28 protein-coding genes are annotated in these 16,993 nt (G+C 58.7%); all 28 read left to right on the top strand.

Translation table 11 applies throughout. From position 1 onward, the window contains the following. The first annotated feature begins 60 nt into the window (after positions 1-60). The 28 genes from FIV05_RS09040 (at position 61) to FIV05_RS08905 (ending at position 16,993) form a co-directional block, all read left to right on the top strand. Positions 61-372: a helix-turn-helix domain-containing protein gene (locus tag FIV05_RS09040; RefSeq protein WP_152507417.1), complete on the top strand. Its 312-nt coding sequence runs from the start codon at positions 61-63 to the stop codon at positions 370-372. Further along, positions 372-689 (top strand): hypothetical protein, encoded by a 318-nt coding sequence (locus FIV05_RS09035; RefSeq protein WP_152509328.1) that lies wholly within the window; start codon positions 372-374, stop codon positions 687-689. Before FIV05_RS09040 ends, FIV05_RS09035 begins: the two co-directional genes overlap by 1 nt. Further along, positions 686-919, top strand: coding sequence for a hypothetical protein (locus FIV05_RS09030; RefSeq protein WP_152509327.1), 234 nt, complete (start codon positions 686-688; stop codon positions 917-919). The genes FIV05_RS09035 and FIV05_RS09030 overlap by 4 nt, the downstream gene beginning before the upstream one ends. Positions 920-1,060: 141 nt before the next feature. Next, positions 1,061-1,903: a ParB N-terminal domain-containing protein gene (locus FIV05_RS09025; RefSeq protein ID WP_152509326.1), complete on the top strand. Its 843-nt coding sequence runs from the start codon at positions 1,061-1,063 to the stop codon at positions 1,901-1,903. Beyond that, complete coding sequence (locus tag FIV05_RS09020) at positions 1,896-2,354, top strand: hypothetical protein (RefSeq protein ID WP_152509325.1); 459 nt, start codon at positions 1,896-1,898, stop codon at positions 2,352-2,354. The genes FIV05_RS09025 and FIV05_RS09020 overlap by 8 nt, the downstream gene beginning before the upstream one ends. Then, positions 2,351-2,602 carry a hypothetical protein gene (locus FIV05_RS09015; RefSeq protein WP_152509324.1) on the top strand — a complete coding sequence of 84 codons (252 nt, stop codon included), beginning with the start codon at positions 2,351-2,353 and terminating at the stop codon, positions 2,600-2,602. Before FIV05_RS09020 ends, FIV05_RS09015 begins: the two co-directional genes overlap by 4 nt. Continuing rightward, on the top strand, positions 2,599-4,791 hold the full coding sequence (locus tag FIV05_RS09010; RefSeq protein ID WP_152509323.1) for a DDE-type integrase/transposase/recombinase: 2,193 nt from the start codon (positions 2,599-2,601) through the stop codon (positions 4,789-4,791). The genes FIV05_RS09015 and FIV05_RS09010 overlap by 4 nt, the downstream gene beginning before the upstream one ends. Positions 4,792-4,858: 67 nt before the next feature. Further along, positions 4,859-5,617, top strand: coding sequence for an ATP-binding protein (locus tag FIV05_RS09005; protein ID WP_152509322.1), 759 nt, complete (start codon positions 4,859-4,861; stop codon positions 5,615-5,617). Continuing rightward, complete coding sequence (locus tag FIV05_RS09000; RefSeq protein ID WP_152509321.1) at positions 5,617-6,261, top strand: hypothetical protein; 645 nt, start codon at positions 5,617-5,619, stop codon at positions 6,259-6,261. The genes FIV05_RS09005 and FIV05_RS09000 overlap by 1 nt, the downstream gene beginning before the upstream one ends. Then, positions 6,258-6,641, top strand: coding sequence for a transcriptional regulator (locus tag FIV05_RS08995; RefSeq protein ID WP_152509320.1), 384 nt, complete (start codon positions 6,258-6,260; stop codon positions 6,639-6,641). The genes FIV05_RS09000 and FIV05_RS08995 overlap by 4 nt, the downstream gene beginning before the upstream one ends. After that, positions 6,631-6,921 carry a hypothetical protein gene (locus FIV05_RS08990; RefSeq protein WP_152509319.1) on the top strand — a complete coding sequence of 97 codons (291 nt, stop codon included), beginning with the start codon at positions 6,631-6,633 and terminating at the stop codon, positions 6,919-6,921. Before FIV05_RS08995 ends, FIV05_RS08990 begins: the two co-directional genes overlap by 11 nt. Positions 6,922-6,963: 42 nt before the next feature. Further along, positions 6,964-7,632 carry a DUF3164 family protein gene (locus FIV05_RS08985; protein ID WP_152509318.1) on the top strand — a complete coding sequence of 223 codons (669 nt, stop codon included), beginning with the start codon at positions 6,964-6,966 and terminating at the stop codon, positions 7,630-7,632. Positions 7,633-7,634: 2 nt separating this feature from the next. Next, positions 7,635-7,904: a hypothetical protein gene (locus tag FIV05_RS08980; RefSeq protein WP_152509317.1), complete on the top strand. Its 270-nt coding sequence runs from the start codon at positions 7,635-7,637 to the stop codon at positions 7,902-7,904. Next, complete coding sequence (locus FIV05_RS08975; RefSeq protein ID WP_152509316.1) at positions 7,894-8,088, top strand: hypothetical protein; 195 nt, start codon at positions 7,894-7,896, stop codon at positions 8,086-8,088. Before FIV05_RS08980 ends, FIV05_RS08975 begins: the two co-directional genes overlap by 11 nt. Further along, positions 8,081-8,272 (top strand): hypothetical protein, encoded by a 192-nt coding sequence (locus FIV05_RS08970; RefSeq protein ID WP_152509315.1) that lies wholly within the window; start codon positions 8,081-8,083, stop codon positions 8,270-8,272. The genes FIV05_RS08975 and FIV05_RS08970 overlap by 8 nt, the downstream gene beginning before the upstream one ends. Then, positions 8,262-8,945, top strand: coding sequence for a DUF2786 domain-containing protein (locus tag FIV05_RS08965; RefSeq protein ID WP_152509314.1), 684 nt, complete (start codon positions 8,262-8,264; stop codon positions 8,943-8,945). Before FIV05_RS08970 ends, FIV05_RS08965 begins: the two co-directional genes overlap by 11 nt. A gap of 1 nt (position 8,946) precedes the next feature. After that, complete coding sequence (locus FIV05_RS08960) at positions 8,947-9,228, top strand: gas vesicle protein V (RefSeq protein WP_152509313.1); 282 nt, start codon at positions 8,947-8,949, stop codon at positions 9,226-9,228. Positions 9,229-9,233: 5 nt separating this feature from the next. Then, complete coding sequence (locus FIV05_RS08955) at positions 9,234-9,464, top strand: hypothetical protein (RefSeq protein WP_152509312.1); 231 nt, start codon at positions 9,234-9,236, stop codon at positions 9,462-9,464. Beyond that, positions 9,461-10,096, top strand: a complete 636-nt coding sequence (locus tag FIV05_RS08950) for a regulatory protein GemA (RefSeq protein WP_152509311.1) — start codon at positions 9,461-9,463, stop codon at positions 10,094-10,096. Before FIV05_RS08955 ends, FIV05_RS08950 begins: the two co-directional genes overlap by 4 nt. After that, the gene (locus tag FIV05_RS08945; protein WP_152507399.1) at positions 10,093-10,503 is read left to right on the top strand and encodes a hypothetical protein; all 411 of its coding nucleotides are present in this window, start codon (positions 10,093-10,095) and stop codon (positions 10,501-10,503) included. Before FIV05_RS08950 ends, FIV05_RS08945 begins: the two co-directional genes overlap by 4 nt. Positions 10,504-10,639: 136 nt before the next feature. Then, positions 10,640-11,842: an N-acetylmuramidase domain-containing protein gene (locus FIV05_RS08940; RefSeq protein ID WP_152509310.1), complete on the top strand. Its 1,203-nt coding sequence runs from the start codon at positions 10,640-10,642 to the stop codon at positions 11,840-11,842. Then, positions 11,839-12,231 carry a hypothetical protein gene (locus FIV05_RS08935; protein WP_152509309.1) on the top strand — a complete coding sequence of 131 codons (393 nt, stop codon included), beginning with the start codon at positions 11,839-11,841 and terminating at the stop codon, positions 12,229-12,231. Before FIV05_RS08940 ends, FIV05_RS08935 begins: the two co-directional genes overlap by 4 nt. Before the next feature lie 10 nt (positions 12,232-12,241). Continuing rightward, positions 12,242-12,514 carry a hypothetical protein gene (locus tag FIV05_RS08930; RefSeq protein WP_152509308.1) on the top strand — a complete coding sequence of 91 codons (273 nt, stop codon included), beginning with the start codon at positions 12,242-12,244 and terminating at the stop codon, positions 12,512-12,514. Between the two features lie 12 nt (positions 12,515-12,526). Then, positions 12,527-12,850, top strand: a complete 324-nt coding sequence (locus FIV05_RS08925) for a DUF2730 family protein (RefSeq protein WP_152507396.1) — start codon at positions 12,527-12,529, stop codon at positions 12,848-12,850. 1 nt (position 12,851) lies between these two features. Then, positions 12,852-13,148: a hypothetical protein gene (locus FIV05_RS08920; RefSeq protein WP_152509307.1), complete on the top strand. Its 297-nt coding sequence runs from the start codon at positions 12,852-12,854 to the stop codon at positions 13,146-13,148. Position 13,149: 1 nt separating this feature from the next. Then, the gene (locus FIV05_RS08915; protein WP_152507394.1) at positions 13,150-13,746 is read left to right on the top strand and encodes a DUF3486 family protein; all 597 of its coding nucleotides are present in this window, start codon (positions 13,150-13,152) and stop codon (positions 13,744-13,746) included. Further along, positions 13,743-15,401 carry a terminase family protein gene (locus tag FIV05_RS08910; protein ID WP_286202277.1) on the top strand — a complete coding sequence of 553 codons (1,659 nt, stop codon included), beginning with the start codon at positions 13,743-13,745 and terminating at the stop codon, positions 15,399-15,401. The genes FIV05_RS08915 and FIV05_RS08910 overlap by 4 nt, the downstream gene beginning before the upstream one ends. Beyond that, positions 15,395-16,993 (top strand): DUF935 domain-containing protein, encoded by a 1,599-nt coding sequence (locus tag FIV05_RS08905; protein WP_152509306.1) that lies wholly within the window; start codon positions 15,395-15,397, stop codon positions 16,991-16,993. Before FIV05_RS08910 ends, FIV05_RS08905 begins: the two co-directional genes overlap by 7 nt.

Below are 16,993 nucleotides of genomic sequence, written 5' to 3'. Positions count from 1 at the left end.
CCAAAAGTCCAAAGAAAACGGCTTGTTGCAGCAAGCCGTTTTCCCACCAGAGAGGCCCAAATGGCAAAACCAAAACACGCTCCGCCAGATGGATGGGACCGGTTTTCCATCACCGCCGAAATTCACCGTCAGGGGATGACGTTCGGCGAGCTGGCTAACAGGGCTGGAATCACGATCAAGACCTTTAGCCAGGTCTGGACGCGTACCAACCGTAAGGCCGAGAAAGCGATCGCCGATTTCCTTGAAGTGAAACCGGACAAGCTCTGGCCCGACCGTTATCCGATCCGTTCCGCTCGAATCCTTTCTACCGCAAACGAGCGTTCCGCCGCTAGCCAGAAAGCTTCGGTTCGGCCGGACAGGAAGGCGGCGTGATGGGAGCGCATGATCAGACGTTGCTGTCCGCGCAGACGGATGGTGCCGAACTCTGCGAGCGCTTTGTTGTCACCAAAGTGTCCAATTCCGGAAACCGGTTTTTCTGCACAGCAGGTGTCTCCCTGGTCGAGACGCAAGGCGGAAACCAAGCACTTGTCGCAGAGACATCTTTGTTTCTGGGAGACGCTTACAGGTTTCACAATGAGGTCGTGGCGCAACGCTTACGCGATGACTTGAACGAAAATGGCATCGGCGGGGCGGCCTGGATGGCGGTTCCTTATACCAGTCTGGCCGGTGAAGGGGCGCAGGAACGATGAGCGCCGCTCCGTATCTGGTTGGCATGGGTGGCGCGGTCGCACTGCTTCTGACGCTTCTGTTGGGCGTTTATAGCCTCCTCAAATCGATCTCAAGCCCTCGCCCCAGACGCAACGACTTCTTCGCTCCGGAAGCTTTTCAATCGCACTACACGGAGTTCGGCTACCGCAGCCGGCGTCGTTTTCCGACCCTTTCAAGACTTATGGCTGCCCTCCTGTTCAGGCGGACCTAGGGCGGTCAAAGCGCGTCACCTGCGTCAGTGGTGAGACGCGGCGCTGCCGCAATTGACGCGAAGCCAACAACTTATCGGGCGGCTTTGGAATTCTTGAGACGGGCCGCCCGGTCCTTTTCCCAGAAATCATTGAGGTTCGAATTGAGCGCGTATCAGTCCATCAAGGTTTCCCTGATCGATATTCCCGAGGGCCGTTTGCGGAATGTGGATCAGGCGTGGGCGGAATGCCTGTCCGGCATGTTTATTGAGACTGGACAGAAAACACCGATTGACGTTGTCCCCAACGGGAAACGCTACACCCTAGTTGCCGGAGCCCATCGGTTGACGGCTGCCGGGATCGTCAAGTGGAAAGAGATTGAAGCCCGCATTCTGGAGACAGACGGCGGCGTATTGGAGGCGGAAGATCTTCGCCTGCACGAGATTTTGGAAAACCTTGGCCGCAAGGATTTCAACGCCCTGGAACGGTGCGAGGCGCTCACGGAAATGAAGCGCATTTACGAGGTACGGCACCCGGAAACCAAGCACGGCGGCAAACGCGGCAACCAGCATACAGGCGGCGAAAAGAGGCAAGTGGCAATTTTTGCCTTTTGCCAGAATGCTGCCGAGAGCACGGGTTTGTCCGATCGATCTGTTCGGCTTGCGGTGCAAATCTTTGAGGGACTGTCCCCCGAGACCCGTGAGCGCCTGAAGGGCACCGCCTTTGCAGGCAAACAGAGCGACCTGAAGGCACTGGCGGTTCTGGACGCGGATGCCCAAGCCAAAGTGTTGGCGCTGATCCTGGGCGACAAGCCGGCTGTCGCGTCCATTGCCGATGCGATCCTGAAAATCTCAGGCGAAGAACCGGAGACCGATACCCAGAAGCGGGAGAAGACGGTCACGCAGTATCTGCCCAAACTCGGGAAGCACTTCCGCGCGACCCTGTTCAGGGGGTTCAAGGAAGAGATCCTTGACCTGGTAAAAAGGGAGGGCTGGCTCGATGCGTAAGCCGCGCGATGAATTCACCCTCGATCTCTTCAACGATTGGACGCCGCCACGCGTTTCGGTCGGTTTTGAGCCGGATGCCTTCCCCGGTACGCGGCTTGCCTCCCGGATCAGCCGTGCCATCGCCAGAGTTCTCAAAGACTGCGGCAAAGACAGGCTCACCGTTGCCGCCCAGATGAGCGAGCGGCTTGGCTACAAGGTCACCAAAGAGACACTTGAGGCCTATGCCTCGGAAGCAAAAACCCAAAACAACATCACGGTGGAGCGCTTTGTCGCGTTGATACACGCCACCGGCAAAACCGAGCTGCTCGGCTTTCTTGCCGAAGGGTTCGACATGGCTGTGGTTCCTCGAAAATACGAAAACGTCATCGAGCTGGCGTTGATCGAAGACCATGCCCGCATGATCGAAACTCGCAAGAAAACGCTGCAGGCGCGGTTGCGGGGGGCGAAATGACCAGGAGTTTGCTGGACCGAGCCGAGAGTGGCCGACTTCGCGAATGGTGCCGCGACGTTCATGCCGCCCATCCTTATGCACCTGCTACGCAAATCCGTGAACTGGCGCTCGCGACCTTCGGCAAGACAGTCGCTGTGAACGGTGAACAGGTGCCGATGCCACCGGTTCGATCGTTTCAGCGTTGCCTGAAAAGATGGCGCGACGAGCGCCGGCAGGCCCGTTGGGACAAACGGAGGGCTGGAGCATGAAACTCTGGTTGACCGCTCAAGAGATCGCAGACCTGAAACTGGATGGTTTTCCTGCGTCAGAGCGCGGTGTCCAAAAGCTGGCAGATCGCGAAGGATGGGCAGGCTCTTGCTACGCCCGCAAGCGGCAAGGCCGGGAAGGCGGCGGTGGCTTTGAGTATCACACGGATCTCTTTCCGCTCACTCAGAAGCTGCAGTATTGCGCCACCTTCGTTGAATTGAAGGATGAGGACCTGATCCTGGAGTCTTCCGACGATCCCGAGTTCGATCACCGGGCCGAGCGGAAGCGGAATGCCAAGCTGATCGTCTTGCGGGCTGCAGAAAGGTTCCGGGCACAGACCGGCCTTCATCAGAATGCAAGCGATCATTGGTTCATCCTGATCTATGCCGAGAAGAAAGTTCCGGTTCCTGATTGGGTCTATGCGACGGTCAAAGGCCTTTCCTTGCGCAGCCTGGCCCGGTGGCGGTCCCAGGCAGAGGAAAGCCAGAACCGACTGGCGTTCCATCCCGCGCAATCGCGCAAGGGAACGGGCGTTCTGGACCAAGCCGAACAGGGCACACTGAAGTCCTACGTGCTTGCGGCGATATTCCAGCAACCACACCTGAAGGCCAATGTTCTCAGAGCGATGGCAGAAGCGAAATTCGGCAAGCAGATCGAGGTCGTAAATCCCGAGACAGGTGAAGTCTCGAAGCGGGATCTGCCACCTTTAAGGACGTTTCAACACACCTTAAAGAGCTGGAAGCTGGAATTTGCCAGCGCGCTCAAGCGCCACACCGATCCGGACGGTTGGAAGAACACCGATCGGGCTGTGATGATCGGCGGAGCATCTGCCGGGATCGAACGTCTCAACCAACTCTGGGAAATCGACGCTTCGCCGGTGGACATGTTGACCACGGAAGGCCGGTGGAACGTTTACGCCTGCATCGATGTTTGGTCGCGCCGGTCGATCTTCCTGATTTCCTGCACACCTCGCGCGGACGCTGTTGGCCTCCTGGTGCGCGAAGCCATCCTGAAATGGGGCGTGCCGGAAGCCATCAAGTCGGACAACGGCTCGGATTTCAAGGCGAAGTCGACCGTTCGGTTGTTGAAGCATCTCGACATTGAGCATCTAATTTGCCCGCCCTATTCACCCGAACAGAAGCCGCATGTGGAGCGTGTCATTAAGACATTCCAGCATGGCTTTGTAGAGCTGTTGCCGGGGTTCGTTGGGCACAACGTTGCCGAACGCTCAGTCATTGAAGGGCGGAAGGCGTTCGCCAAGCGCCTCGGCCTTGATGACTACAATGTCTTTGGCGTGGATGTGTCGCCCGAAGAACTTCAGGAAATGGCGAACGACTGGGCTGAAAACGCCTACGGCCGGAACCCGCATGGCGGCCTGAAGAAAATGTCACCGGAGGCCAAAGCGGCAACCTCGACGGAAAAGGTGCTGACTGTCGACCCAGACGCCCTGGATGTTCTTTTGGCTGCCGTACCGAATGGCGGCGGTATTCGGACGGTCCAGAAAGGCGGCGTGCGCGTCGACAACGAGTTCTACGTCATGACCGATTGCGCGGTGATGGCGGGCGAACAGGTGTTGTGCCGGATGGACCCGAAGGACCTCGGACGGATTTGGCTGTTCGATGCCGAAGGACTGACCTTCCTCGGTCACGCGATCTGCGCAGACCTGGTCGGCGCAGACCCGGTGGAAACCATTGCCAGATACCGCGCCCTGCAAAAAGCCTACATGGACGAACAGGTCGCGCCGATCAAAAAGGCGATGAAGGAAATTGGCCCGCGCGATGCCCTCAAGGCGGTCATGAACGAAGAGCGCGCCCAGGTGTTGTCGTTCCCGCAAAAGCGCGAAGAACACACCACGGCGAGAACCCTTGCAGCCGCAGACGTGAAGAAGCGGCGCGCGCCCAGGGAACTGTCCGAGCGCGAAGCCGCGATGATGGAAAGCCTGAAGGCCGACACCCTACCGCAGGCGCTGCAGCCAACGGCCAAGGTTCACAAGCTCTCCAAGCAGCACACGCCGGAAGCGTTGTTCAAGCGGGCGCTGCAGCTGGAACAGCGCTTGGCAGAAGGAACACCGATTTCAGATGAAGACGCGATCTGGCTGGCCGGCTTTCAGGCCGGGCCAATCTATCGCGCTCACAAGCTGGTCTGGGAAGACACGCAGCACTCACAGAAACGCGTACCGCCCGCGTCTTAATGGGCAAGAAAACGGCCCTGAAGGGGGCAACCTTCAGAGCCTTGATAACTAGATAACGGAGTGAAGAATGACGAACGGAGACAACTCTGTCAATCCCGGTGGCCTCGCAGCCCTGAAGAACGTTTCCCGGTTTCTTGTTTTGATGGAAACTTTGATCAACCGCGGAGTGCACCTGCCGGGCCTCGGCGTGTTCCACGGATTTTCCGGTTACGGCAAAACCTATGCCTCCCTTTATGCCACCAACAAAAAAGGGGCTTTGCGCCTTGAAGTAGGCGACAGCTGGAACAAGAAAACCTTTCTGCAAAAGCTGCTGATCGAAGCCGGCGCAAAGCCGGGTCGCATGACGATCGCCGATCTCACTGAAGAAGCGATCATGGTTCTGGGCGACGATTATACGCGGCCGCTGATCATCGATGAAGCGGACAAGCTGGCCGACAAGGGCATGCTGGAGCTGGTTCGCGAGATCCAGGAGCACAGTCAGGTGCCAGTGTTGCTGATCGGTGAAGAGCAGCTGCCTGCAAAGTTGATGAAGGTCGAGCGAGTGCATAACCGGGTGCTTGAATGGGTACCTGCTGAGCCTTGCGATATCGATGATGCCAGGGCGTTGGCGAACCTGTTCTGCCCGCACCTCGAAATCCATGACGATCTCCTTGATGTCCTGGTCGACACGACGCAGGGCCGAGCTCGGCGCATCGTCGTAAACCTCAACAAGATGCTGGAGCATGCCCGCAACAGCCGGGAGGCAGAGTTCGACGCCGCGTCATTCGACAACGGCTGGTTCTACACCGGCGAACCGCCCCGCCGCGTCAATCGGAGGGCTGCCTGATGTCCATCCAGCTTGAACTGACTGTTACAGCCGGCACGCCGATCTTTCGCGGACACGATCATTACTGGAGCGTGGTGCGCGATCTTGGAAAGGACCGGAGGACGTTCACCAGACGGGAAGTTGCTCTGCGGTCCAACGACCGGGACGATACTTGCGTTGGAGACTTTCTGAAACGCTTGCACGCTGCTGGCTTCCTGGAAGTGATCGACCAGAAAAGGCTTGCGAACACGGCGGGTGGTGGCACTGCCCTGCACAATGTCTACCGCCTGCTCAAGCGTCCTTCTGCCACGCCGATCATCAACCGAGACGGCACCCCTGGAACGCAAGGGTTGGCGCAGCTGCATCTTTGGAACGCCATGCGGGCTTTGTCCACCTTCACACTGATTGAGCTGGCTGTGTCCGCCTCGACAGACAGTGTTGAGGTGCCTAGGGAAACCGCCAAGCGGTATGTGACCCATTTGAGCCGCGCCGGGTATCTGCAGGTTTTGCGGCAGGCGTCCCCGAAGGTTCAGCAGATCTGGCGCTTGAAGTCCTCCATGAACACAGGACCAAATCCGCCCAAGATCCTGCGCACCAAAGTCGTTTATGACGCGAACCGCAAGGAAATCATGGGGCGTCCTGTCGCTGAGGAGTGCGCGGCATGAACACGCTCTCCATGCAACAGAAGGCGGTTAACGCCTGGGTGGGCGGCGTACCGGATTGGGTCGAGGAACTCGCGCTCATGACCGATTGCGAAGGTCTCAATGCGTGTGCTGCCAGACTCGGTTACTCCCCGGCCGTGATCAGCCAAACCATCAGCAACAAGTATCGAGGGGACCTATCGAAGCTCGAGGACAAGGTGCGTGGCGCGCTTATGGGCGTCACGGTTGATTGCCCCGTCCTCGGGAAGATCGGGCGACACATCTGCCTTGACTGGCAGGCAAAGCCCAGGGCGGTGACCAATTCAACCCGGTCGAAGCTCTACCGGGCTTGCCGGAACCGTTGTCCTCACTCCCGCTTGAAGGGAGGCGGCCATGCTCAGTGAAGATCTGGAGTTTCTGGCGCGTGAGCTGGACATCCGAAAGAACGCCCACGGCGAACTGACATTGCCGGCGCACCGGACTGCCGCCCTCGGCTGCATCCTGACCGAATGCGTGCGGATGGCAAAGCAGCTGGAAGCCAATGCCGTCCGTGAACCGGCCATCCTGGTCGATCTCTCCGATCCGAAGATCGAGCTGTTTCCCAAGGCGAAACGGCCCGTGCCCGTCCACTCCAACCCGATCCGCACTTCGGCGGACGGGCCGGACGAGGGCGGAGCAGCTTGAGTATCTCCCGGCGTTTAGTGGGACATTAAAGGGACTTTAAAGATGGAAAATGCAGCAACTGAAACCGCCGTATCGAGCGCACCGGAAGATGGTGTCGAGATCATCAACGGCCAGAAGTATATGCGGGACGCCAAGAACAATCTGATGCCGCTGGAAAACGTCAAACCGCAGCACAAGCTGGAAGACGAGACGGTGCGCAAGGTGATCGGCTTCGCCGAAGAGCTGTCCGGCCAGATCGCCCGGTTTCGCAATCACACCTTTGCGGATCTCTTGGCGCTGACCGCTCTGCTTGCTCAGCAGTATGACGCGACCAAGGGCGGCAAAAAGGGCAACACCACGTTCCAGACCATCGACGGCTGCATGAAGGTGCAGGTGCAGGTCGCGGATTTCATCGACTTCGGCCCGGAGATCCAGACCGCGAAGGTCCTGATCGATGAGTGCCTGATTGAATGGTCCTCGGACAGCCGCTCAGAGATCCGCACCATCGTCACTCGTGCCTTCAATACAGACAAAGAGGGGCAGATCAACAAGTCCGAGATCCTGATGCTGCTCCGCCTTGACATTGAAGATGACCGCTGGCAGCGGGCCATGGCGGCTCTGAAAGATTCCATGCGTGTCACCGGCTCCAAGAGCTACCTACGCTTCTATCGCCGCGACCATCCGGACGCGGACTGGGAAACCATCACGATCGATCTGGCGAAGGCGGCGTGACGATGGGAACCTTCAAGGCTACAGCAGAACGGTATGTGTTCGAGGTCACGAAAGACTTTCCGGACAGCTTGCCGCTGAAAGACCGGATCGCCCGGTTGGATGCTGAACGCCCCGCGCTCAAGAGTGCACCCGCTGCAGCCAGAAAAGCGTGGCAGTCAGCTCGCAGGACTTACCTCCAGCGCTTTGGCTATGAGAAGCCTGCCCTTCGCAAAGTTGAGACACCCCTGGAGATCGCAATCTCGAACGCCCAGGGGGGTTGCGATGTCCAGTGAAGCTTACATCCGGCAACAACTTGAGCAGCGCCACGGTGTGGAACACCTGCCGAAGCAAGCCTTGGACCTCATGTTTGAAAAGGCTTGGGAAGATGGCCACGCCTACGGGTTGCTGTCGGTTGCCGATGAATACGACGATCTTGTGCAGATCGTGGACGCAGTGCGGGAGGTCGAAAGTGAATAGCGAAGATCTCCGTATCCAATACGACCAGGCCCGTCTCGCACGGGCCAAGGCCGAACAGAAGATGCTCGAGACACGGCTGGCGGCGGACAAGGCTGAAAGTGCGTTCTACGACGCGGATAAAAAATCCGGAGTTGCCTTTGAGCGTTGGAGCGAAGCTGTGAGAGGAAGCGGCGATGGATCTTGATCGTTTGAAACAGCGCATCAATGCTTTGCGCGACAAGACGACTGCGAATGGCTGTACCGAGGCGGAAGCGATGGCAGCCGCCGCCAAGGCAGCGGACCTGATGAGAGAAGCTGGTCTTTCGGAACTGGATCTTGAGATCCATCAAAGTTCGGCCAGATGCGATACGCGCGGTCAAGCCCCGGAAAGCCGTCTCTGGACCATCATTGCGCTCTGCACGAATTGTGCATTCGTGCTGGAATGTGACCAGAATTGTAATCGGTTGACGTTCATCGGGAAAGAACCAGGCCCCGAGATTGCCGCGTATCTCTGGGTCGTTTGCGATCGCGCAATCAAGAAAGCAGTTCGGGACTTTCGCAAGTCAACGTTCTATCGCCGCCGAAGGTCGAAAGCGACAAAGAGACAGGCCGTATCAGACTTTAAGCTTGGTATGGCAATCCGGCTGCAGGAACGGCTTCTGGAGCTTTTCAAGGGCGTTGCGAACCGCAAGGAACTTGAGGCTTCGATCCATGCCAAAGAGGAACTGTTTCCAAACCTAGAGGCAATTAAAAAACGGTCGGGTTCCGTCCGTTTCCATGAAGTGGTTGCTTCCGGTTTCATTGCCGCAAAGGACGTCAACCTGTCCCACGGCGTGGATGGCGCCTCACAGCAAAAACAACTGGCCGGAGCTTCATAAGATGCGCCGCCTCGCCAACTCCGATCATCGTGTGTTGAGTGAGACCGATGCCTTGCGCGACAGGCGTGCCCTTTTGCTGCGCAAGGCCGAGAACAGCCGGTACCGCCTGCAAAACCGGAAGGCCCTTCTGGGCGATCTTCAGCAGGTGACCAACGAACTCCTTCAACGTGAACTTGAGGCCCGGCAGGAAGCCACGCCGCAACCAGCCACCCGGATGGAACCGATGGGTGATGCAGGTGCGGTGGGTGGATATGCCCAGGGCCGCTTACCCTACAAGGACTAACGCAGATGAGCCAACTTGAGCGGATTGCCTTTGCGATGTTCAAGACCGTCTACGCGCCTCATGTTGCCAGCACACTGACGCTGGACGGCCTGTCCTCGATCGAGAAGCCCTTGAGCGCTGACACCGACACCAGCCTTGCCGAGGACTGGCAGAAACGGCGGCCCAGTTACATGCGACTAGCTGCGGCAGCGATGATTGAAGTCAACGAGATCAAGAAGGAAAGGGCCGGATCATGAACGCCTACGCCAAGATCCATGTCCTGAAGAAAAACGCCAACCTGGACGATGATACGTACCGGGACCTGCTGGAGCGGGAAACCGGGAAACGATCCTGCAAGGGCATGGCATCAGCCGAGCAACTGAAGGTCATCTCTGCACTGCAGCGGCTTCTGCCCGAACAGGACCCCAATGCGGCCCAGGGCAAGAGGGCGACCGGCAAGTTTGCCAAAAAGCTGCAGGCGCTCTGGATCGCCGGTTACAATCTCGGTGTCATCGCGAACAAGAGCGATGAGGCCATGACCGCGTTCCTGCAGCGTCAGACCGGTTTGGATCATCATCGGTTTCTGCAGGACGGCCGAGACGCCAACAAGGCGATAGATGCGCTGAAGATGTGGTTGCGCCGGTCAACGCAGAATTACGACCTGTTCACCCAGGATCAAAACCAGTCCCCAATTCTGAACGACTATCGGTTTCAGATCTGCCTGCACATCTGGGCGGAGTTGGCAAAGGTCGGCAAAGAGCCCGCGCAAAATCTTACGACTTACATGGTCGCGTGCTGTGGCAAAGACTATCCGGGTTCACTGAACTCCACGGATTGGATCCAGCTCATGAACCGGCTCGGCAAGTTCTATCGGTCGGTGAAGAAATGAACGAGGACCTGCCCGGCCTGCTTGGAGAGATTGCGGAGATTGCCGGTTTTCCGGCAGCGTTCGCGATTGCCGAGCGGGTCGGGGGGACACGCGTCACGATACCTTCCCGTGCCTCCGACGATCATTGGCTCGTGAAAACTGTCGGCCGAGAGGCGGCAGACCTGATTTGCAAGCATCTGCGGACCCTGTCCCCGGAAGGTCGCGAGGCTGGCGCTCGACACGTTGTCATTCCCCGTGGTCCGGCCGGCTGCATGGCAAAGGCGCGAACCCGGCTTGCAAGGGAACTGGAAGCGGGTACAAGCGCCCGCGAGGCCGCACGGCGGGCCGGCCTGTCGGAGCGCTCCGCGTTCCGGATGCGCAAGAAGATCCGGGAAGAGGAAGACAGCAAGCAAGGCTCGCTGTTCTAGGCATTTGACAAGCGATTAAACGGCGTTCAAATTCTCTTCCCGAACGCTAAATCGCTCTGGCTGACACCTGTCAGCCCCGCTATTCCCACTGAAAAACAGATCTTGAAGGCCTCCCTAGACGCCAGGATGAGGCCCGATGTCCGATATCATTTTCAAACTCCGGCAAGGCGGAGGAAAGCTCAGCGACGACAGCGTCCTCCGACTGGCCGCCGCGCGCATGCAGTGCGAAGTTGCTGTGCTGCAGGCGATCCTTGAAGTCGAAAGCAATGGCCGCGCCTTTGATGACAAGGGCCGCCTAATCATTCTCACCGAAAAGCATGTCTTCTGGCGGGAGCTTCCACAGAACCTGCGCAACAAGGCCAAGCGCCTTGGCCTTGCGGTACCGAAGTGGGGCAAGGCCAACTACAAAGGCTTGGGCGGCTCCGGTTCTGATGCCCGTTGGGATCGTTTGGAAGCCATGGTCGAGCTGGAGGAAACAGCCGGCCTGCGTTCGGCTTCCTACGCCGGCCCGCAAATCATGGGCTTCAACGCTCAGCTGTGCGGCTATGCGACCGTGCAGGAATTCGTCTTGGCGCTGGCCGAGACCGAAGCCAATCAGATCGAAGCCTTCCTGACCTATCTGGAGCGCGTGGGCTTGTTGCAGGCGATCCGCGACCGCGATTGGCGCGCGATAGCCCGGCGCTACAATGGCCCAGGACAGGTGGCGCGTTATGCCGGCCTGATGAAAGCCGCCTATGAGCGGATCGCCAACAAGACGGGTCGAGTGGACTATAACCCCGGCTTGCTGCGCCTCGGGTCCGAGGGATACCGGGTGAAGGCGCTCCAGGAGCGGTTGGTCAACCTCGGCTATCACGTCAAACCGGACGGTGATTTTGGTCCGGCCACCCGCCGTCAGATCATTGCGTTTCAGGCGGACAACGGCTTGCAGCCGGACGGTGTCGTCGGTCCCAAGACCAGCGATATGCTGGACAAGGCCATCCCGGTGAAAGACCAGCCGGGTGGTACCCGCGAAAACCTCACTGTCAAAGACCTTCGGAAGGCCGGTTCGGAAACCATCAAGCAGGCCGACTGGCTGACCCGGATCGGAATCGGTGTGCTGGCGACAGGTGCCGGCGCTGAAACCTTGGAGACGGTTCCGGGCGTGAAGGGTCTTGAATCTCTCAAAGGCGTTTCCGACACGATCCAGGAGGTTGCCGGGATGGTGCAGCCGGTGTTGCAACTGATCTCCAGCAACAAATGGCTCGCCCTCATTGCCATTGGTGTCGCTGTCTACCTCGTTGCCCGCAAGATCAAATTGCGCCGGCTCTACGATGCCAAGGAATGGAGGCACATCGGATGAGCTTCCTTCTTGCCTGGGTTCTCAAGTTCGCCAGCTCCGGCCTGGTCGACAAGGCGCTCCGCTACATGGAGCAGAAAGCCGCGCTCGGAACCGAGCGGGAGCGGATCAAGTCCCAGACCACCATTGAGGTGGTCAAGGCGGCAGTCTCTGAATCACGCATCATGGCGGATCTCCAGAAATCGAAATTCGAGTACCTGCTTTATTGGGTGTTCGCCGGCCTGTTTGTTTTGCCGCTCGGCTTCTGGTGGGCGGCTGTGATCCTGGACAGCGTTTTTCTGTTCGGTTGGAAGGTGGCCACAGTCCCCATCCTGGAAGAATGGGGCGGGCAGATGATCCGCTGGCTGTTTTACACCGGCACGATTGTCGGTGCCATCAAGATCCTGAAGTGAGGCCCCTGCAATGCAGAAAACGCCGGGGGAAGAAGCTGCATATCTGGCGGGACGGATGGATGCGCAAGTTCTTGCGAACCTCTATTTCGCAGGCCTTCAAACGCAGCCGCCAGACCTCTCAGGGCTTGGCGAAAATGCCAGAAGCAAAGTGATTGGCGCAATCACCACGGATATCTGCGAGTTGCCCGACCGCAACAGTCCAGATGACCACCCGGACATGATGCTTTTAACACCCACCGAACTTGATTTGATCCTGCGTCGGCATTTGTTCGGTGAAGACTAGAAAGAAGGCCCGATGCCAGATGGATTGAAGGAATGGCTTGGTGTGGTGGCGCTCGCGATATCGCTGCTCACGTCCGTGTACGCCTGGATCACTTCCAAGGCCAAAGCCAATGCGGAACACCTCAAAGCGGTTGACGCCAAGCTGGTTGATTTGGATCGGCGCGTGCAGTCGATCGAAAGCGAACTGAAGCATCTGCCGAACAAAGACGATGTGAACGAACTCAAACTGGCCATGGCTCAACTGGACGGGACGGTCGGGCGGCTGGACGAAAGCCTGTCCGGGATCTCACGCACTGTCCGCCGCGTTGAAGGCTTTCTGATGAAGGAGAGCAACTGACATGAGTTATCTCGACGTTGTCGCCGCTGACTGCCGGCTGATCATGCTGAAAGAGCTAGCCGGCCAGAATGATCATCAGCTCAATGAAACCATCCTTACCAAGGTTCTTGAGAATTTCGGGCACCTCAAAACCCGCGACTATGTCCGCACTCAGATCCGAATGCTTGAAGGCTTGAACGCCGTCAGCGTGAAAGAGGTTGGAAGTGTCCTGGTCGTGAAGCTGTTGCGGGCTGGCCTCGACCATGTGGAGCGCCGGGCATTCCTGGAAGGCGTTGGCCGTCCTTCCGTGGAGGGCTAAAATGGCAAATCGCCGCAAAGGCCGTGGCCGTCTCTCCGCGATCGAGCAACTGCCGCCTGAATGTGATGAAATCATTGTCTGGGCGGCCAACGAGCTGCGCGGGCGCGAGCACACTCAAAAGGAAATCTACGAAGAATTTTATCTGAAGCTTGAAGAGCTGCAGAAAGATCATCGCGGCGAACTCGACTTCAAGATACCGTCCTTTTCCGCCTTCAATCGCTATTCCATCAAGCAGGCGCATTTGACACGCCGGCTGGAAGACACTCGCGCCATCGCCGCGACGATCTCCGAGCGGTTCGACGCAGAGGCGTCCGACGATCTCACCCTTATCGCGGCCGAGGCCATCAAGACGCTGGTCTTCGAACTCTTGACCGATGCCGGCGAAAGCGGTGTCGATCCTAAGGGTGCCATGAACCTTGCCAATGCTCTGCGGGCAGCGTGTCAGGCACAGGGTGTTTCGACCACACGACGGCAGAAGGTTGAGAAAGACTTTGCAGACAAAGCCACCCAAGCGATCGAGCAGGTGGCAAAGGCCGAAGGCTTTACCCAGGACACTGTCCGCGCCATCAAGGCCAAGATCCTCGGGCTTGATATATGAGCGCTGTCTCCGACCAGGACGAATTCAAGATCGGCCGTGCCATTACCCAGGAGGAATGGCAGGAGCTGCGAACCGCTTCGCTCTACGGCCTTCCGCCTGAGCTGCAGGAACTTGCAGACATCGACCATGTCGATGTGCTGCTCGACTATCAGAAGCGGCTTCTCTCTGCCACGTCGATCCATTCAGTCGTCATTGTCGAAAAGAGCCGGCGCACCGGGGCCACCTGGGCGCTGGGGGCACAGGCCGTGCTGACAGCCGGCGCGGCACGATCTGCCGGTGGCATGGATGCCATGTACATCGGCTACAACCTCGACATGGCGCGCGAGTTCATCGACGTTTGCGGCATGTGGGCGAAGTCGTTTTACGACATCGCTGCGAGCGTCAAGGAGTACCTGTTTCCGGATGGCAGGGATGAGAAGGGTGCCGACCGCTTCATCCAGGCGTTCCGGATCCAGTTTGCGAGCGGCTTCGAGATCGTTGCGCTTACCTCCAAACCCCGATCCCTTCGTGGCCGGCAAGGCTTTGTCATTGTCGATGAGGCCGCGTTCCATGACGATCTGAAGGAACTGATCAAGGCCGCCATGGCGTTCCTGATCTGGGGCGGCAAGGTCTGCATCATTTCCACCCATGATGGGGAAGACAATCCGTTCAACGAGCTGATCCAGGACTGTCGCGCCGGCAAGAAAAGCTATGAGATCGTCCGCTTCGATTTTGACGATGCTCTGAGGGATGGGCTTTACCAGCGGATCTGTCTCCGGACTGGAAACGAGTGGACGCCCGAGGGCGAAGCTGAGTGGCGCGCTGGTATCCTGAAAGACTATGGCGATGATGCTGACGAAGAGCTGTTCTGCATTCCGTCAAAGGGCTCCGGGGCTTTCCTCAATGGTGCGCTGATCCGCTCCCGTATGGCGGACGGCATTCCCGTTGTTCGCCTCGAATGCAGCGACGACTTCGTTTTCAAACCCGAGGCCGTTCGGATTGCCTATGTCGAAGATTGGCTCGATCGCGAGGTCGGGCCGCTGCTCGCAGATCTCGACAAACGCCAGCGCCATGTCTTCGGGGAAGACTTTGCACGCGTTGCCGACCTTAGTGTTTTGTGGCCGTTTTCTATCGGGCGGGATCTCCGCCTCGATACGCCGTTCACGATCGAACTGCGCAACGTTCCCTATGAGCAGCAGAAGCAAATCCTTTTCTACCTGATCCGGGGCCTGCCGCGCTTTGCCGGTGGCGCTATGGACGCCGGTGGCAACGGAGCCTACCTCGCTGAGGTCGCGCAGCAAGAATTCGGCGAACACATGATTGCTGCGATCAAGTTTTCCAAGGAGTGGTACCGGGAGAATACGCCGAAGTTCAAACAGGCTTTTGAAGATGGCGATATCCGGTCAATCCCGCGCGACGACGATGTCCTTCAGGATCTCAGGAGCTTCAAACAGATCCAGGGCGTGGCCCAGATCCCGAGCGATGAACGCACGCTTGAAAAGGCGAAGCGGGGACGCAAGCGCCACGGCGATGCCGGCATCGCCTGCCTGCTCGGCCACTTTGCGAGTGAGCGGGACATTCCGGAATACGCCTACACCGCGCAGGAAGAAACGGCCTCGCAGAGCCCGCTTTCCGACAGCGCCTTTAACGACACCTCAGGGAGGCAGCTTTGGTAGGGCTTATCGACCAATATGGCCGGCCGATCGAAAAGGCCGCCTTGTCCAAGGAAATCGCCACCCCGGAAATCATGGGGGTGCGGCGCACGATCGAGGACCGGGAAGCCTCAGGCCTCACTCCCGGTCGTTTGGCTCAGATCCTGATCGATGCGCAGAACGGCCACGCGCGCGCCTATCTCACGCTCGCTGAAGAAATGGAGGAACGCTACCTTCACTATGCATCGCAGTTGCAGACCCGCCGCTTGGCGATCGAGGGCCTGTCGCCTGTCGTGGAAGCTGCTGAGGGTGTACCAACCAAGATCGTTGACGCGGTCAAGGAACTGATGGATGGGGCGGATATCAACGAGACCACCGGGGAACTTACAGACGGTATTGGCAAAGGCTATTCGGTCTGCGAGATCATGTGGGAGTATGAGCGCAAGGCGCTCCGGCCGGTGGAGTACAAATGGCGAGATCCGCGCTACTTCCAATTCGATCGCAAATCGCTAACGCAGCTCCTGCTGGCGACTGACACCAACCTTGACGGCGAAGAACTTCCGCCTGCGAAGTTCATCGTGCACAAACCTCGCACCAAGGCTGGCATCCCGTTGCGGCGTGGCCTTGCCCGACCGGCCGCCTGGGCATTCCTGATCCAGTCGTTCGGCCTGAAAGACTGGGCGGCATTTTCCGAGATCTACGGCATCCCGATCCGCGTCGGCCGCTATCACTCGACGGCGAGCGACCAGGACAAGCGCACTCTGCTCCGCGCGGTAAAGGCGATCGCCAACGACGCGGCCGCCATCATCCCTCAGGGAATGGACGTTGAATTCCACAAGGTGGAAGGCTCCCATGGCTCGGCTGTCTTCGGCGAGCTGCTCGACTATGTCGATCGGCAGGTCTCGAAAGTCGTGGTTGGCCAGACGATGACCGCCGATGATGGATCGTCGCTTGCCCAGGCGGCAATCCATAACGAGGTGCGTCTCGATATCAACGAGGCGGACGGCAAACAGATGGCGGCCACCTATAACCGCGATCTGATCATTCCGTTCGTCAATATGAACTTCGGCCCTCAGGAGGTCTATCCGCTCGTCTCCTTCCCGGTCGCGCAGCCGGAAGATCTTGAGGCGCTCACCAACGCCCTCGGCACATTGGTGCCTATGGGGTTGAAGGTGGGGCAGCGGGAAGTCCGCGAGAAGCTTGCCTTGTCTGAGCCGTCTCAAGATGAAGAGATCCTGACAGCGCCGGCAGTGGCGAAGGTGGAGACGCCGGCCAACGATCCGAAAACGACAAAGAACGGATCAGAGACTGAAGGTGACAAAGCGAAGCTTGCCGCCCATGTCGCTGGCTGTGCCTGCGCGACTTGCGCAAGCCTGAGTTCCGATCCCAACCCGGACCTGGACGAGTTCGACCGCCTGTTCGGGTCGATCGACTGGGAGCCGGTCACCGATCCGCTCCTGGCACCGCTTCGCAAGATCATTCTGGAAGCGAGCGACTTTGAGGACGTGCGCCGCCGTCTCGACCAGGCCGGCCCAGACAGTGAACCAATGCGCCAGTCGCTTGCCCGGTTCACGGCAATTACCCGTGGCCTTGGTGATGTGAGAGACGAGGACTGA

The sequence above is a fragment of the Labrenzia sp. THAF191a genome, assembly GCF_009363335.1.
Taxonomy (GTDB): domain Bacteria; phylum Pseudomonadota; class Alphaproteobacteria; order Rhizobiales; family Stappiaceae; genus Roseibium; species Roseibium algicola.
The sequence above is the reverse complement of the archived record's forward strand: the minus strand, read 5'-3'. Positions and strand labels throughout refer to the sequence as shown.

What these genes read in the sequence shown, in the direction of transcription:
- FIV05_RS08965 (WP_152509314.1), top strand. Translation starts at nt 8,262, where the DNA reads ATGGATCTTGATCGTTTGAAACAGCGCATCAATGCTTTGCGCGACAAG.
- FIV05_RS08960 (WP_152509313.1), top strand. Translation starts at nt 8,947, where the DNA reads ATGCGCCGCCTCGCCAACTCCGATCATCGTGTGTTGAGTGAGACCGAT.
- FIV05_RS09000 (WP_152509321.1), top strand. Translation starts at nt 5,617, where the DNA reads ATGTCCATCCAGCTTGAACTGACTGTTACAGCCGGCACGCCGATCTTT.
- FIV05_RS08920 (WP_152509307.1), top strand. Translation starts at nt 12,852, where the DNA reads ATGAGTTATCTCGACGTTGTCGCCGCTGACTGCCGGCTGATCATGCTG.
- FIV05_RS08940 (WP_152509310.1), top strand. Translation starts at nt 10,640, where the DNA reads ATGTCCGATATCATTTTCAAACTCCGGCAAGGCGGAGGAAAGCTCAGC.
- FIV05_RS08925 (WP_152507396.1), top strand. Translation starts at nt 12,527, where the DNA reads ATGCCAGATGGATTGAAGGAATGGCTTGGTGTGGTGGCGCTCGCGATA.
- FIV05_RS09005 (WP_152509322.1), top strand. Translation starts at nt 4,859, where the DNA reads ATGACGAACGGAGACAACTCTGTCAATCCCGGTGGCCTCGCAGCCCTG.
- FIV05_RS09010 (WP_152509323.1), top strand. Translation starts at nt 2,599, where the DNA reads ATGAAACTCTGGTTGACCGCTCAAGAGATCGCAGACCTGAAACTGGAT.
- FIV05_RS08915 (WP_152507394.1), top strand. Translation starts at nt 13,150, where the DNA reads ATGGCAAATCGCCGCAAAGGCCGTGGCCGTCTCTCCGCGATCGAGCAA.
- FIV05_RS09040 (WP_152507417.1), top strand. Translation starts at nt 61, where the DNA reads ATGGCAAAACCAAAACACGCTCCGCCAGATGGATGGGACCGGTTTTCC.
- FIV05_RS08990 (WP_152509319.1), top strand. Translation starts at nt 6,631, where the DNA reads ATGCTCAGTGAAGATCTGGAGTTTCTGGCGCGTGAGCTGGACATCCGA.
- FIV05_RS08995 (WP_152509320.1), top strand. Translation starts at nt 6,258, where the DNA reads ATGAACACGCTCTCCATGCAACAGAAGGCGGTTAACGCCTGGGTGGGC.
- FIV05_RS08955 (WP_152509312.1), top strand. Translation starts at nt 9,234, where the DNA reads ATGAGCCAACTTGAGCGGATTGCCTTTGCGATGTTCAAGACCGTCTAC.
- FIV05_RS08985 (WP_152509318.1), top strand. Translation starts at nt 6,964, where the DNA reads ATGGAAAATGCAGCAACTGAAACCGCCGTATCGAGCGCACCGGAAGAT.
- FIV05_RS09035 (WP_152509328.1), top strand. Translation starts at nt 372, where the DNA reads ATGGGAGCGCATGATCAGACGTTGCTGTCCGCGCAGACGGATGGTGCC.
- FIV05_RS08935 (WP_152509309.1), top strand. Translation starts at nt 11,839, where the DNA reads ATGAGCTTCCTTCTTGCCTGGGTTCTCAAGTTCGCCAGCTCCGGCCTG.
- FIV05_RS08945 (WP_152507399.1), top strand. Translation starts at nt 10,093, where the DNA reads ATGAACGAGGACCTGCCCGGCCTGCTTGGAGAGATTGCGGAGATTGCC.
- FIV05_RS08910 (WP_286202277.1), top strand. Translation starts at nt 13,743, where the DNA reads ATGAGCGCTGTCTCCGACCAGGACGAATTCAAGATCGGCCGTGCCATT.
- FIV05_RS09030 (WP_152509327.1), top strand. Translation starts at nt 686, where the DNA reads ATGAGCGCCGCTCCGTATCTGGTTGGCATGGGTGGCGCGGTCGCACTG.
- FIV05_RS09020 (WP_152509325.1), top strand. Translation starts at nt 1,896, where the DNA reads ATGCGTAAGCCGCGCGATGAATTCACCCTCGATCTCTTCAACGATTGG.
- FIV05_RS08980 (WP_152509317.1), top strand. Translation starts at nt 7,635, where the DNA reads ATGGGAACCTTCAAGGCTACAGCAGAACGGTATGTGTTCGAGGTCACG.
- FIV05_RS08950 (WP_152509311.1), top strand. Translation starts at nt 9,461, where the DNA reads ATGAACGCCTACGCCAAGATCCATGTCCTGAAGAAAAACGCCAACCTG.
- FIV05_RS08975 (WP_152509316.1), top strand. Translation starts at nt 7,894, where the DNA reads ATGTCCAGTGAAGCTTACATCCGGCAACAACTTGAGCAGCGCCACGGT.
- FIV05_RS09015 (WP_152509324.1), top strand. Translation starts at nt 2,351, where the DNA reads ATGACCAGGAGTTTGCTGGACCGAGCCGAGAGTGGCCGACTTCGCGAA.
- FIV05_RS08930 (WP_152509308.1), top strand. Translation starts at nt 12,242, where the DNA reads ATGCAGAAAACGCCGGGGGAAGAAGCTGCATATCTGGCGGGACGGATG.